The sequence below is a fragment of the Rhodococcus sp. P4_F5 genome (assembly GCF_056401315.1).
In genome coordinates, this window is sequence record NZ_JBFUJP010000037.1 from 1 (window position 1) to 13,421 (window position 13,421).

Here is a 13,421-nt window from a genome sequence, read left to right on the forward strand (position 1 = left end):
GCCGGGGCGCGGGCGCACCCCGTCCGGCCCGCTCGTCGGGGAGGCCGGGTTCGGGCAGATCGCCGAGTTCGGCCTCACCCGGACCGTCCGGGACGCCGCCCACCTCCTCGACGCCGTCTCGGGGCCGATCGTCGGCGAGAAGTACGCGGCGGCCCCGCCGGCGCGCCCGTACGCGGAGTCGATCCGCGCGGACCCCGGGCGGCTGCGGGTGGCCGTGACCACCGACGCCTGGTCCGGGGTCCCGGTGGACCCGCAGGTCCGGGACGCCACGGTCGCCGCGGCGCAGGTGCTCGAGTGGATCGGGCACACGGTGACGCCGGCGAGCCCGGACCTGGCCGCCGAGGACGTGGTGGAGGCGGCGATGCTGGTGGTGGTCTCGACCGGGGCCGCGATCCTGCGAGCGCCGCGCCGGCCGGACCCGAACCTGCTCGAGGCCACGTCCCGGCGGGTCCTGTCCGAGACGCAGGGGTTCACCGCGCTCGAGGTGATGGCCGCGCTCGACGCCCAGCACCGGGTGACCCGTGCCGTCGGACTGTTCCTCGCCGGCTACGACCTGCTGGTGACGCCGACCATCGGGCAGCTGCCGCCGCCGCACGGCACGCTCGACTACGACGACGACGCCCCCGGGCAGTCGGCACGATCCTGGATCCGGCGGATCTTCGAGGTGGGGCCGTTCACCGCGGCGTTCAACGTCTCGGGGAACCCGGCGGTCAGCCTGCCGCTCGGGCAGAGCCGCGAGGGCCTGCCGATCGGGGTGCAGCTGGTGGCCGCCCACGGCCGGGAGGACCTGCTGCTTCAGGTGGCGGCGCAGTTCGAGCAGGCGGTGCCGTGGTCCGGGCGCAGGCCGTCGATCTCCGTCTAGCCGCGCGCCTGGTTCCGCCGTCGGGTGGGAGTGCCGCCGATGACCGGCCGCGACGGCCGCGCACGGCTACCCTCCACAGCATGCGCGCAGTGGTGATCACCCGGCACGGCGAGGCCGACGTCCTCCAGGTCCAGCAACGGCCGTCCCCGACGCTCGCGCCCGGCGGCCTGCGCATCGAGGTCCGTGCCGCCGGGGTCAACTTCGCCGACGTGATGGCCCGACTTGGGCTGTACGCCGACGCCCCTCCCCTGCCCAGCGTCGTCGGTTACGAGGTGTCGGGCGTCGTCACCGAGATCGCCTCGGACGTCACCGATTTCGCCGTCGGCGACCGCGTCTTCGCCGGCACCCGGTTCGGCGGCTACGCCGAGGAGGTCTGCGTTCGGCAGCAGGACGCGGTGCCGCTGCCGACCGCACTGAGCTTCGAGCAGGGCGCGGCCATCCCCGTCAACTACGCGACCGCGTGGGCCGGCCTGATCGGCTACGGCAACCTGCAGGCCGGCGAGCGGGTGCTGATCCACGCGGCCGCGGGCGGCGTCGGCATCGCGTCCACGCAGATCGCCGCCCGACACGGCGCGCAGGTGTACGGCACCTCGTCACCCGGAAAGCACGACGCCATCCGAGGTTTCGGCGTCGAGGTGGCCCTGGACTACCGAAAGCGGGGCTGGGAGAAGAATCTTCCGCCGATGGACGTGGTGATGGACGCGCTCGGCGGCGCGTCGCTGCGCCGCAGCTACCGACTGCTGCGGCCGGGCGGACGACTTGTCGCGTTCGGCGCCAGCTCGGTGGTCTCCGGCGACAAGCGCAATCTGCTCAAGGCCCTGCCCCAGGCGCTGAACATGATCCGTGGGTTCAACGCCATGGACCAGATGACCGAGTCCAAGGCGGTGATCGGGCTGAACATGCTGCGGCTGTGGGACGACCGCGGCACCCTCGAGCCGTGGATCACCCCGCTGAGGGCCCTGATCGACGACGGCACCGTCGCGCCGGTGGTCTCCGACGTGGTCCCCTTCGACCGGGCGGCCGAGGCACACCGCATCCTCACCGAGCGTCGCAACGTCGGCAAGGTGGTGCTGGTGCCGTGAGCATTCCGAGCATCGGCGCCACGCTCCGGGTGGCCCGCGACCAGGTCCGCGTCTTCCCGCTGGTGCCGACGGGCAGCACGGCCCGCTACCCGCACCTGGGCGAGCTCCGCGATCGACTCGCCGCCCGCGCCGTCGACACGACCGTCACCGCGGTCGACTACGAGTTCCAGCGCGGCGCCGACGAAATGCTGGTGTGCCGGCGCCCCTGACGGCAGCGGCACACCAGCGTCGTGGTCGCTACTTGGCGAGCAGCGGCGCGATCCGCGGCGGGATCTGGTCGAGCGCGTACGGCAACGACAGCACCGTGCTCCAGGTCATCGCCTCGGCGGCCTCGTCCTCGAGGATGATGGCGCGGCCGTCCTTGACGACCTCCAGTTCCTGGTAGACCGGCGTCGCCGCCAGCTCGGCGCGCAGCTTGTCGCCGTATCCGCCGCCCGCGTACCAGACGAGCAGGTCCGCGTCGGCCAATGAGAGCTGCTCGGTACTGATCGGCGCGAAGTTGGTGGTGGTGATCTGCTGGGTGACTGGCGGGTTCACGAAGCCGAGCTCGGTGAAGAAGCGGACCTTCGGGTCCTCCGGGCCGTAGACACCGAACTGGCCGGGGCCCTTGAGCGCGCCGACGATGACGGTCTTGCCCTTGAACGACGGGTTCGCGGCCGCGACGGAGGTGAACTTGTCCTGCACCCCCGTGACCAGTTCCTCGGCCTTGTCCGAACGGCCCAGCGCCTTGCCGATGATCCGGGTCTGGTCCTGCCACGGCACGCCGTAGTCCGCGTAGTCCGCGGGCTGGGCGACGGTGGGCGCGAGGGCACTGAGCTTGTCGTACTCGCTCTTCGTGATGCCGGAGTAGGTGCCGACGATCAGGTCCGGATTGGTGGCCGCGACCTTCTCGATGTTGATGCCGGTGCTGGCGGTGCCGACGATCGCGGGCGTGGCGCCGGCGAGCAGGTCGTGGGCCCACGGCCACACCGCGTCGGGCTGGTTGCCGTACCAGTCGAAGACACCGACGGGCACCGTGCCGAGCGCGAGGATCGCGTCCTGGTCGTTGTAGCCGACGCTCGCCACCCGCTGGGGGTCGGCGCCGACCTCGGTCTGCCCGTACTTGTCGGTCACTGTCGCCCCGGACCCGCCGGCGGAACCGCCGTCACCGTCCCCGCTGCTGCTGCAGGCGGCGGCGAACGCGAGCAGCGCACCGGACGTCCCGATCAGAAATCCCCGACGCGTCAACCGTCCAACGTCTGCCATCGACTCTCCTCCGTCGTGCCACAAACCCTTCGGTCCTCACCGAAGCGAGGTAAGGCTAGCCGAAATGACGGGCCATTTGTCGCGGTCCGTGTCCGGCCGTTCACCGGCGAGTCCACTATGGACGCATGACGCGCAAGGGACCCGACGCCGACATCGACGAATCCGACCTGGTGATCACCCCACACATGGACCACGCGGCCGGTGTGCCGGCGGTGCTGGTCTCGCTGCAGCGCTCCGTCGAGCAGATGGGTGTGGTGCGCACCGCGCAGACCCTCACCCGGCTCAACCAGCGACACGGATTCGACTGCCCCGGCTGCGCCTGGCCCGAGACGCCCGGCCACCGCCGGCCCGCCGAGTTCTGCGAGAACGGCGCCAAGGCCGTTGCCGAGGAGGCCACCCTGCGCCGCGTCGGGCCCGAGTTCTTCGCCGAGCACTCGGTGGCCGAACTCGCCACCAAGACCGACTTCTGGCTCGGCCAGCAGGGTCGGCTGGCGGAGCCGATGGTGCTGCGCGAGGGCGCGACGCACTACGCCCCGATCGGCTGGAACGACGCGTACCGGATTATCGCCGACGAACTGCGGGCGCTGCCCAGCCCGGACGGCGCCGTCTTCTACACCTCGGGACGCACCAGCAACGAGGCGGCGTTCCTGTACCAGCTGATGATTCGCAGTTTCGGCACCAACAACATGCCGGACTGCTCGAACATGTGCCACGAGTCCTCCGGCAGCGCGCTCACCGAGTCGATCGGCATCGGCAAGGGCTCGGTCACCGTGCCGGACCTCGAGTTCGCCGACCTCATCCTCGTCGCCGGCCAGAACCCCGGCACCAACCACCCACGGATGCTCTCCACCCTGGAGGCCGCGAAGCGCAACGGCGCCAAGATCATCGCGATCAACCCGCTGCGGGAGGCCGGGCTGCTCCGGTTCAAGGACCCGCAGCGGGTCGGCGGCGTCGTCGGCCGCGGCACCGACATCGCCGACGAGTTCCTGCAGATCCGGCTCGGCGGCGACATGGCGCTGTTCCAGGGACTCGGGCGGCTGCTGCTGGAGGCCGACGACGCAGCACCCGGCACCGTGGTCGACCGCGAGTTCGTCGCGCGGCACTGCGCCGGATTCGACGAGTACGAGAAGCGGGTCCGCGCGGTCGATCTCGACGTCGTGCTCGAGGCGACCGGCCTGACGTCGGCGCAGCTGCACGAGACGGCGACCGCGCTGGCCCGGTCCGAACGGACCATCGCCTGCTGGGCGATGGGCCTGACCCAGCAGACCCACGGGGTGGCGACCATCCAGGAGATCACCAACCTGCTGCTCATGCGCGGCATGATGGGCAAGCCCGGCGCCGGCGTCTGCCCGGTCCGCGGCCACTCCAACGTCCAGGGCGACCGCACCATGGGCATCTGGGAGCGGATGCCCGACGCCTTCCTCGACGCCCTCGACCGCGAGTTCTCCATCACCAGTCCCCGGGCCCACGGTTGGGACACCGTCGAGGCGATTCGCGGCATGCGCGACGGCAAGGCCGGCGTGTTCATGGCCATGGGCGGCAACTTCACCCGCGCGACCCCGGACACGGCGGCCACCGAGGACGCGCTGCGCCGCTGCGCCCTGACGGTGCAGGTGTCCACCAAGCTGAATCGCTCGCACGTGGTCACCGGGCGCACCGCGCTGATCCTGCCGACCCTCGGACGCACCGACAAGGACATCCAGGCCGGCGGGAAACAACTTGTCTCCGTAGAGGACTCGATGTCGATGGTGCACCTGTCCCGCGGCAACCTCACGCCGGTCAGCGAGCACCTGCGCAGCGAGGTCTCGATCGTCTGCGATCTCGCCCAGGAGCTGCTCGGCCCCGGCCACCCGGTCCCGTGGGCCGCGTTCACCGCCGACTACGACCGGATCCGCGACTCGATCTCACGGGTGGTGCCGGGCTGCGAGAACTACAACGAACGGGTGCGCCGGCCGGACGGCTTCCAGTTGCCGCACCCGCCGCGAGACCGGCGCGAGTTCCCCACCCGCACCGGCAAGGCGAACTTCGCCAGCAACGAACTGCGCTGGGTGCCCACTCCCCCCGGCCGGCTGATCCTGCAGACCCTGCGCAGCCACGACCAGTACAACACCACCATCTACGGCCTCGACGACCGCTACCGCGGCGTCAAGGGCGGCCGCCGGGTGATCTTCGTGTCCGCCGCCGACCTCGCCGAACTGGGCCTGACCGACGGCGCCGCCGTGGACATCGTCTCGGAGTGGACGGCGGCCGACGGCACCGTCGAGGAGCGCCGGGTCAGTGACTTCCGGGTGGTCGAGTACGACACCCCGAAGGGCAACGCCGCCGCCTACTACCCGGAGACCAACCCCCTGGTGCCGCTCGATCACGTTGCCGCCAAGTCGAACACCCCCGTGTCCAAGGCTGTGCTGGTGCGCCTCGAACCCGCCGGGAGCCGATGATGGGGCGCGTCACCGCGCGACGGTCGGTGCTGCGCGTGAGCGCCACCGGGACCGTCCGGCGCCCGGACAGCCTCGCCGTCGAGGAGCCGCTGGAGATCCGGATCGGCGGGCGGTCGCTGTCCGTCACCATGCGCACCCCGGGCCACGACATCGACCTGGTCCACGGCTTCCTCCTCGGCGAGGGCATCATCGCCTCGGCGCAGGACGTCTCGGTGATCCGGTACTGCGACGGGGTGGACGCCGACGGCGCCAACACCTACAACGTGCTCGACGTGGCACTCGCCCCGGGAACGCCGGAACCCGTTGTCGCGGAGCGGAACTTCTTGACCACCTCGGCGTGCGGGGTGTGCGGCAAGGCCTCGCTCGAGGCGGTGCGGGTGCGCGCGCCGTTCGACCTCACCGCCTCGACGCTCACCGTCGCCACCGCGGTGCTGGCATCGATGCCGCCGACCATGCGGACCCGGCAACAGGTCTTCGAGCGCACCGGCGGCATTCACGCCGCCGGCCTGTTCACCGCGGACGGCGCGCTGCTGGCGGTCCGCGAGGACGTCGGCAGGCACAACGCCGTCGACAAGGTGCTCGGCTGGGCGCTCACTGCGGGCGGCGTCCCGCTGTCCGAGGCGGTGCTGGTGGTCAGTGGTCGCGCGTCGTTCGAGCTGGTGCAGAAGGCCGTCGTGGCCGGGGTCCCGATGCTGGCCGCGGTGTCTGCGCCGTCCTCGCTGGCCGTCGACCTCGCCGCGGAGTCCGGCCTGACCCTGGTCGGGTTCCTCCGCGGCGAGACGATGAACATCTACACCGGCGATCAGCGCATCAAGACGGCCTGACCGGTTCAGCTACCGGCGGCGATCCACTCCTCGAGGTGCGGGGCCTCGGTGCCGATGGTGGTGGCGTCCCCGTGCCCGGTCCGCACCGTCGTCTCGGCCGGCAGGGCGAAAAGCCGGTCCCGGATCGAGCCGATGATCGTCGGGAAGTCCGAGTAGGAGCGGCCGGTGGCGCCGGGTCCTCCGGAGAACAGGGTGTCGCCGGAGAACAACTCCCCCGCCTCCGGCAGGTACAGGCAGGTCGAGCCCGGCGAGTGACCGGGCGTGTGGATCGCCTGGATCTCGGTGCCCGCCACCGCGATCCGCTGCCCGTCTTCGAGCGACCGGTGCGCGACCTCGGGGTGCGTCATTCGCCAGAGCACGTCGTCGGCCGGGTGCAGCAGGATCGGGGCGTCGAGTCGCTCCGCCAGTTCCGGTGCCACGGTGACGTGGTCGTTGTGGCCGTGGGTGCAGACGATCGCGACCACCTTCCGCCCACCGACCGCGTCGACGATCGGCTGCGCGGTGTGGGCGGCGTCGACGATCACCACCTCCGAGTCGTCACCGATCAGCCAGATGTTGTTGTCCACCTCCCAGGTTCCGCCGTCGAGTTCGAACGTCCCGGAGGTGACGACGCGGTCCACCCGCAGTGCGCCACTCACAGCACGACCACCGAACGCAGCACCTCGCCGCGGTGCATGGACTCGAACGCCTGCTCCACCTGGTCGAGCGCGATCYGCTCGGTGACGAACTTCTCCAGCGGCAGCCGACCCTGCTGGTAGAGGTCGACGAGCATCGGGAAGTCGCGCTCGGGCAGGCAGTCTCCGTACCAGGACGACTTGAGCGAGCCGCCGCGGGAGAAGAAGTCGACCAGCGGCATCTCGAGCGTCATGTCGGGGGTGGGCACGCCGACCAGGACGACGGTGCCGGCGAGGTCGCGGGCGTAGAAGGCCTGCTTCCAGGTCTCCGGGCGGCCGACCGCGTCGACGACGACGTCGGCGCCGAATCCGCCGGTGAGCTCCTGCACGGCCTCGACGACGTCGTCGACCTCGGAGGCGTTGATCGTGTGGGTGGCACCGAGTTCCGTCGCCCACTCGAGCTTGCGGGGGTCACGGTCGATCGCGATGATCGTGCCCGCGCCCGCCAGTCGCGAGCCCATGATCGCCGCGTCGCCGACGCCGCCGCAGCCGATCACGGCCACCGAGTCGCCGCGGCCGACGTTGCCGGTGTTCATCGCGGCGCCCATGCCAGCCATCACGCCGCAGCCGAGCAGTCCCACGACAGCCGGGTCCGCGGACGGGTCGACCTTGGTGCACTGTCCCGCGTGGACGAGGGTCTTGTCGGCGAAGGCGCCGATCCCCAGCGCGGGCGAGAGCTCGGTGCCGTCCTCGAGCGTCATCTTCTGCGTCGCGTTGAAGGTGTCGAAACAGTACTGCGGGCGACCCCGCTTGCACGCCCGGCACTGTCCGCACACGGCCCGCCAGTTGAGCACGACGAAATCGCCGACCTCGACGGAATCGACTCCCTCACCGATGCTTTCGACGACTCCCGCGGCCTCGTGGCCGAGCAGGAAGGGGTACTCGTCGTTGATCCCGCCGTCGCGGTAGGTCAGGTCGGTGTGGCACACGCCGCACGAGGCGACGGCGACGACGACCTCGCCCGGGCCTGGATCGGGAATCGTGATCTCCGCGATCTCCACCGGTGCGCCCTTGGCGCGCGCGATCACTCCCCGTACCTGCTGCGGCATGGCCTGGCTCCTCAATTGTCGACGGTGCGAGTGCGCACATTGCGATACCCGCATGTCGACCGTAACGCGGCCGGCATGCCCCGACGACCTGACCGAAAGGACGGTGTCGCCTGACCGAACTGCGGGGTGTACGGGTCCGGTTTGTCGAGTCAGGTCAGGGCGCCGGCCGGACCCCGGCCTCCACCGCGACCGCCGCCGCCTCGCCCCGGGTACCCACGTCGAGCTTGCGGAGCACCGCCGCGACGTGGAACTTGACGGTGCTCTCGCTGACCTGAAGCCGCTCCGCGATCACCCGGTTGCGCCGGCCCGCGACGAGATGCTCGAGTACCTCCACCTCGCGCGGCCCCAGTACCGACAGCGTGTGCCGGCTCCCCGCCTCCGGCGGATCCAGCGGCAGCACCGCCGACAGTCGTGACCCCCACCCGGGCGTCGATTCCGACTCGTACGTGCCGCCGAGGGTGTCGACACGGGGCCGCAGCTGCCTGTCCAACTCAGCGAGGTCGGCGACGCCGCGGCCGTCGTCGCGGACATCGATCAGCAGGCTCGCGCCGTCGCAGCCCCACGACACCCGCAGCCGACGCAGCTCGGGCTGTACCACCAGCCCCAGCACAGCGCCCCGCACCACCGCGCGGGCGGCGTGGGCGACCTCCCCGGGAAGGCCCCGGCCGCCCACCGGTGGTTCGACCAGCTCGACGTCGACGCCCTCCGGAACCAGCCCACGCAGTTCGCCGCGCAGCCGGGCGAACGCGGTGGTCGCCGCCTCCTCCGCCAGCTCCCGATGCCGATCGACCGCCGAACGCAGCCCGATCAGCGCCGACGTCGCGGACTCTCGCGCGGTGACCCGGGCCCGGGCATCGTCGAGGTCGGGCGAGCGCAGCGTCGCAAGAATCGTCTCGAGCGTCGCCGCATGCGCCCCGGTGAGTTCGGCGATGGTGCGGGCTCGCTCGGCTGACGCCGCCCGCGACTCGGCGAGGTAGGCGGGGCTCGCGTGTCCGACCTGGAGGGTGATGCCGAGCGCGACGACCGCGAACAGCGACGCCAGCAGGTCCGTGTCCGTGTCCGTATCGGTGTCCGCGATGGCGCCCGGCACGATCACGAGGAGGGTGTCGGTGCGGTCGAGAATCGCGAGCGTCGGGTGTTCACGCCCGGCGAGGACCGCGCTCCCGCGCCGTGCCCGCGACGAATCCGGCTGCGCCGGACCGAGTTCGGTCCGTAGCCGATCCAGCTCGGCGACCGTCACCCGCCCGGTGATCCGCGGATCACCCGCCACCTTGCGGGGCCGGCCGGTGCACTCGCGGGTGAAGATCACCAGCGCCGAGTGCGGGAACTGTGGCGCCAGCAGCATCGAGAACCGGCGCCCGATCTCCGGCAGCGGGCCGACGAGGACACTGCGCAGCCCGTCGAGGAGTGGCTTCTCGGCGTTCCACGTCGCGTTGATCCCGGTCGTACTGCTCACGCGCTGCACCCTATCGGCAGCCGCCTCTCAGCCTGTCCGGTGCACCGACTGCGGCGTCAGGTAGGCACCCAGGCCCTCGATCCCGAACTCGACCCCGAGTCCGGAGTCCCCGCGACCACCGAACGGGGCGCTGTGGTTGGAGGCGAAAAAGTTGATGCCGATCGACCCGGTGTCGACGCGGCGCGCCACCGCCATCGCGGCGTCGGTGTCTCGCCCGAACACGATGCCGCCCAGACCGAATTCGGTGTCGTTGGCCAGGGCCACCGCCTCGTCCACGGTGTCGTAGCGCGTGACGGTGACGACAGGCCCGAAGATCTCCTCGCGGGCCACACGCATGTCTGGGGTCACGTCGGCGAGTACGGTCGGCACGACGAACCAGCCGCGCTCGGTCTCTGCCTTCGTGCCACCGGTCGTGACCCGAGCGCCCTCCACACGCGCCGACTCCAGGAATCCGAGCACGATCTCGTGCTGGTCCGCGGTCGCGGACGGGCCGAACTCGGTGTCCTCGTCGAACGGGTCGCCCTGCTTCGCGGCCGCCACGGTGCGGGTGACCATGTCCACCACCTCGTCGTACCGCTGCGCCGGAGCGAGGATGTGGGTGGCGATGTAGCAGGTCTGGCCGGTGTTGCGCATGCAGGACCGGATCAGCACGTTCGACATCGCCTCGAGATCGGCGTCGGGGAGCACGATCGCCGACGACTTCCCGCCGAGTTCGAGGGTCACCGGGCGCAGCAGTTCACCGCACGCGGCCGCGATCCGACGTCCGACCGAGGTGGAGCCGGTGAACGCCACCTTGCGCACCTTCGGGTGCCGCACCAGCAGGTCGCCGGTCCGGCCTGCCCCCGTGACGAGGTTGATCACTCCGGCCGGAATCCCGGCGGCCACCGCCGCGTCCACCACGAAGCGGATCGACAACGGCGTGGTCTGCGCCGGCTTGATCACGACCGTGCAGCCGGCGATCAGGGCCGGCGCCAGCTTCGCGACGACCAGGTTGATCGGGAAGTTCCACGGCGCGATCAGCGCGCACACCCCGACCGGATCACGATGGACGACGGTCTCGCCCGGCCGGTTCGGGTACGGACGCACGTCCGGGGCCTCGAGGTACGGCGCCAGCGACGCGAAGTAGCGCAGGATCCCCGCCGCGTTCGCCGCCGCGCCGCCGGTCTCCGCGATCGGGCTGCCGTTCTCGCGGGTATTGGTCCAGGACAACGGTTCCGCGCGCTTGACCACCTCGTCGGCGAAACGCCGCAGGTACTCCGCCCGCGCCGACGGCGCGAGGTCGGACCACCCGGCGCCGCGGAACGCGCGGTCCGCGGCGCCGACCGCGCGGTCCACGTCCTCCGCGGAGGCGTCGGGCACCGACCCCCACGCCTCCTCGGTGGCCGGGTCGACGACGTCGATGCGCTCGCCGCCGCTGACCCGCACCCACGCCCCGTCGACGAAGATGTCGTCGACGTGGGTGTACGGCAGGTCCACCGAGTCGCGCGTCACCGCAGCACCCTTCACCGCAGTACCTCCGTCTTGAGCAGTGCCCGCGAGCGGACCAGGTCCGCCGCCGCGATCGCGACCGCGGCCTCGGTCTTGAACTCCGGAACGATCTCGCTCTCGAGCCGATCGCAGTAGCGGGCAGGGGTCAGCGCGAACCACGACGACGCCAACGCGATTCCCGTGGAGCAGAACCGCCACAACCGGTCCGCGTCCCGCACCAGCGCGTCCTCGAGCGACTTCGCGTCGGGACGGGTGTCGTGGCCGTCGACTATCGCACAGACCCGGCCGACGAAGTCGGCGTCGTAGCCGAGTGGCGGCAGCACCTCCTCGGCGATGAGGCAGCCCTGCCGCTCGTGCTCGAAGCGGATCTCGGCCTTGCGCCAGTCGCCGCTGAATCCTTCGGAGATGATGCGTGATTCGTCGACCCGGCCCCAGCCGGTGTCGTGCAGCAGGATCGACACCCGCACCAGCAGTGCGTCCGCCTCCGGATGGGCGGCGCAGAGCCGTTCTGCGTAGGCGAGCGAGATCGGAAGGTGAATGTCGTTGCCGCGCGCGCGGGTCTCGGGAATCACCGACTTCCAGATCCGGTCGAGGTCGGTGCCGGCCGCCGCGGACAGCTCGATCGGCGAGGTGTCGACGGGACGGTTGGTGGTGATGAGCATGGTGTTCCTCGGTTCTCGTGGCCGGTGGGCCAGGTGCGATCAGGCCGCGGTCGTGATGGTCTTCAGAGCGGTGACGGGTTCGGCGGCGAGGCCGGCGGGAATGTTCCCGCGCTTGGCCAGGGCGTTCTTGACCGCCATGAAATCGAGCGGGTGGTTCACGCAGTCCGCGGCGATGATCTGCCCGGACCGGTAGTAGAGGACGGAGAACTTGCCCTTGGCGTCGTCGCGGCGGACCACGGTGTGGTCGTATCCGGTCGACAGCCCGGCGATCTGCAGCTTCAGGTCGGCCTGGTTCGACCAGAACCACGGAATCCCCACGTATTCCGACCTCCGCCCGGTGAGCGAGTAGGCCGCGACCTTGGCGTGCTCGATCGCGTTGTTGACGCTCTCGATGCGGATCCGGTCGCCCGCCGGCGCGCCGGGCACCGGGTTCGGCATGTTCGCGCAGTCCCCGACCGCGACGGTCACGCCGTCGGAGGCCAGCGCATACTCGTCGACACGAATTCCGTCGTCGCACAGCAGTCCGAGCGACTGTGCCAGCTCGACGTTGGGAATCACCCCGATGCCCACGAGCACGATCTGCGCCGCGATCACCCGGCCGTCGGCCATCCGGACCGCGGTGACGGCGCCGTCGACACCCTCGACGGCCGCGATCTGCGCGTCCAGTTCGATGTCGAGGCCCCGCCGGCGGTGCGCGTCGAGGAAGAACTCGGAGGTCTCCGGGCCGACGGCGCGCCCCACCAGCCGCGGTCCGGCCTCCAGAACGGTGACCCGCTTGCCCATCTTCAGTGCGCTCGCGGCCGCCTCGAGCCCGATGAACCCACCGCCGATCACGACGACGTCGGTCGCGCCCGGCATGAGCGCCTTCAGTGCCAGCGCGTCGTCGGCATTGCGCAGGTACACGACCCCGGACAGCTCGCTGCCCTCGAGGTCCAGGTGCCGGGCGCGCGCACCGACCGTCAGGGCCAGGCGGTCGAACGGGAAGCGCGCCCCCGATGCGGCCGTGGCGACGCCCGAACCGTCCGACTCCCTGTCGATCGCCGTGATCCGCTCGCCCTTGACGAGGCGGATCCGGTGTTCCTCCCAGTATTCGGCGGTCCGGAAGATCAGCGACTCCGAATCCACCGTGCCCTGCAGGAAGTCCTTGGACAGCGCCGGACGCTGGTAGGGGCGGTGGTCCTCCTCGCCGAGCAGGGTGATCGGGGGCTCGTAGCCGAGGGCCCGCAGTGAACCCGCCAACTGCACGCCCGCCTGGCTGGCGCCGATGATCAACAGGCCGGTGTTCGACTTCTCCGTGGTGGTGTTCATTTCTACACTTGCGTTTCCGGCGTGCTCACGTGCAGATCCGAGTCCGCGGTGAGCTTGATCTGGCAGGACAGGCGGGAGCAGTCCTCCCGGTCGATCGCGGTGCCGTAGAGCATCTCGTCCTCCATCTCGTCCAACGCGGGGAGCCCGGCGAAGTCGTCCTCGCGGACGAAGACGTGGCAGGTGGCGCAGGACAGCGAACCACCGCACTCGGCGACGATTCCCGGGATCCCGTTCTTCATCGCGAGCTCCATCACGGATTCGCCGACGTTGCCGTCGACCACGCGGGTGGCGCCGCCGTGATCGGTGAAGGTGACCTTGGGCATGGGTGTCTCA

At 71.0% G+C, this 13,421-nt stretch carries 13 protein-coding genes; 5 read left to right on the top strand and 8 right to left on the bottom strand.

Annotated features, from left to right (window positions below):
- The 3 genes from AC1DU4_RS15830 to AC1DU4_RS15840 form a co-directional block, all read left to right on the top strand.
- Positions 1-862 (top strand): amidase (locus AC1DU4_RS15830; protein ID WP_477841359.1); only part of this gene is annotated, 862 nt, incomplete at its 5' end.
- An 80-nt stretch (positions 863-942) separates the two neighbouring features.
- Positions 943-1,944 carry a synaptic vesicle VAT-1 family membrane protein gene (locus tag AC1DU4_RS15835; protein ID WP_477841361.1) on the top strand — a complete coding sequence of 334 codons (1,002 nt, stop codon included), beginning with the start codon at positions 943-945 and terminating at the stop codon, positions 1,942-1,944.
- Positions 1,941-2,153 (top strand): hypothetical protein, encoded by a 213-nt coding sequence (locus AC1DU4_RS15840; protein WP_477841363.1) that lies wholly within the window; start codon positions 1,941-1,943, stop codon positions 2,151-2,153. Before AC1DU4_RS15835 ends, AC1DU4_RS15840 begins: the two co-directional genes overlap by 4 nt.
- 28 nt (positions 2,154-2,181) lie before the next feature.
- Here AC1DU4_RS15840 and AC1DU4_RS15845 read toward each other — a convergent pair whose 3' ends face one another.
- Entirely contained in the window at positions 2,182-3,189 is a 1,008-nt protein-coding gene (locus AC1DU4_RS15845) for an iron-siderophore ABC transporter substrate-binding protein (RefSeq protein WP_477841365.1), read from the bottom strand.
- Between the two features lie 125 nt (positions 3,190-3,314).
- Here AC1DU4_RS15845 and AC1DU4_RS15850 point away from each other — a divergent pair, with 125 nt between their 5' ends.
- Positions 3,315-5,627: an FdhF/YdeP family oxidoreductase gene (locus tag AC1DU4_RS15850; RefSeq protein WP_477841367.1), complete on the top strand. Its 2,313-nt coding sequence runs from the start codon at positions 3,315-3,317 to the stop codon at positions 5,625-5,627.
- Positions 5,627-6,451: a formate dehydrogenase accessory sulfurtransferase FdhD gene (gene fdhD, locus AC1DU4_RS15855; protein ID WP_477841369.1), complete on the top strand. Its 825-nt coding sequence runs from the start codon at positions 5,627-5,629 to the stop codon at positions 6,449-6,451. Before AC1DU4_RS15850 ends, fdhD begins: the two co-directional genes overlap by 1 nt.
- Before the next feature lie 5 nt (positions 6,452-6,456).
- Here the strand turns inward: fdhD and AC1DU4_RS15860 are convergent, their stop codons facing one another.
- The 7 genes from AC1DU4_RS15860 to AC1DU4_RS15890 all read right to left on the bottom strand — a co-directional run bounded on the left by AC1DU4_RS15860 (position 6,457) and on the right by AC1DU4_RS15890 (position 13,411).
- Positions 6,457-7,089: an MBL fold metallo-hydrolase gene (locus AC1DU4_RS15860; RefSeq protein WP_477841371.1), complete on the bottom strand. Its 633-nt coding sequence runs from the start codon at positions 7,087-7,089 to the stop codon at positions 6,457-6,459.
- Complete coding sequence (locus AC1DU4_RS15865) at positions 7,086-8,174, bottom strand: S-(hydroxymethyl)mycothiol dehydrogenase (protein WP_477841373.1); 1,089 nt, start codon at positions 8,172-8,174, stop codon at positions 7,086-7,088. Before AC1DU4_RS15865 ends, AC1DU4_RS15860 begins: the two co-directional genes overlap by 4 nt.
- A gap of 154 nt (positions 8,175-8,328) precedes the next feature.
- Positions 8,329-9,612 carry a helix-turn-helix transcriptional regulator gene (locus AC1DU4_RS15870; protein ID WP_477841410.1) on the bottom strand — a complete coding sequence of 428 codons (1,284 nt, stop codon included), beginning with the start codon at positions 9,610-9,612 and terminating at the stop codon, positions 8,329-8,331.
- Positions 9,613-9,657: 45 nt separating this feature from the next.
- Positions 9,658-11,121, bottom strand: a complete 1,464-nt coding sequence (locus AC1DU4_RS15875; protein WP_477841375.1) for an aldehyde dehydrogenase family protein — start codon at positions 11,119-11,121, stop codon at positions 9,658-9,660.
- 11 nt (positions 11,122-11,132) lie between these two features.
- Positions 11,133-11,780: an HD domain-containing protein gene (locus AC1DU4_RS15880; RefSeq protein WP_072844939.1), complete on the bottom strand. Its 648-nt coding sequence runs from the start codon at positions 11,778-11,780 to the stop codon at positions 11,133-11,135.
- A gap of 39 nt (positions 11,781-11,819) precedes the next feature.
- Positions 11,820-13,088 (bottom strand): NAD(P)/FAD-dependent oxidoreductase, encoded by a 1,269-nt coding sequence (locus AC1DU4_RS15885; protein ID WP_477841377.1) that lies wholly within the window; start codon positions 13,086-13,088, stop codon positions 11,820-11,822.
- A 2-nt stretch (positions 13,089-13,090) separates the two neighbouring features.
- Positions 13,091-13,411 carry a 2Fe-2S iron-sulfur cluster-binding protein gene (locus AC1DU4_RS15890; protein WP_477841379.1) on the bottom strand — a complete coding sequence of 107 codons (321 nt, stop codon included), beginning with the start codon at positions 13,409-13,411 and terminating at the stop codon, positions 13,091-13,093.
- Positions 13,412-13,421: the final 10 nt, after the last annotated feature.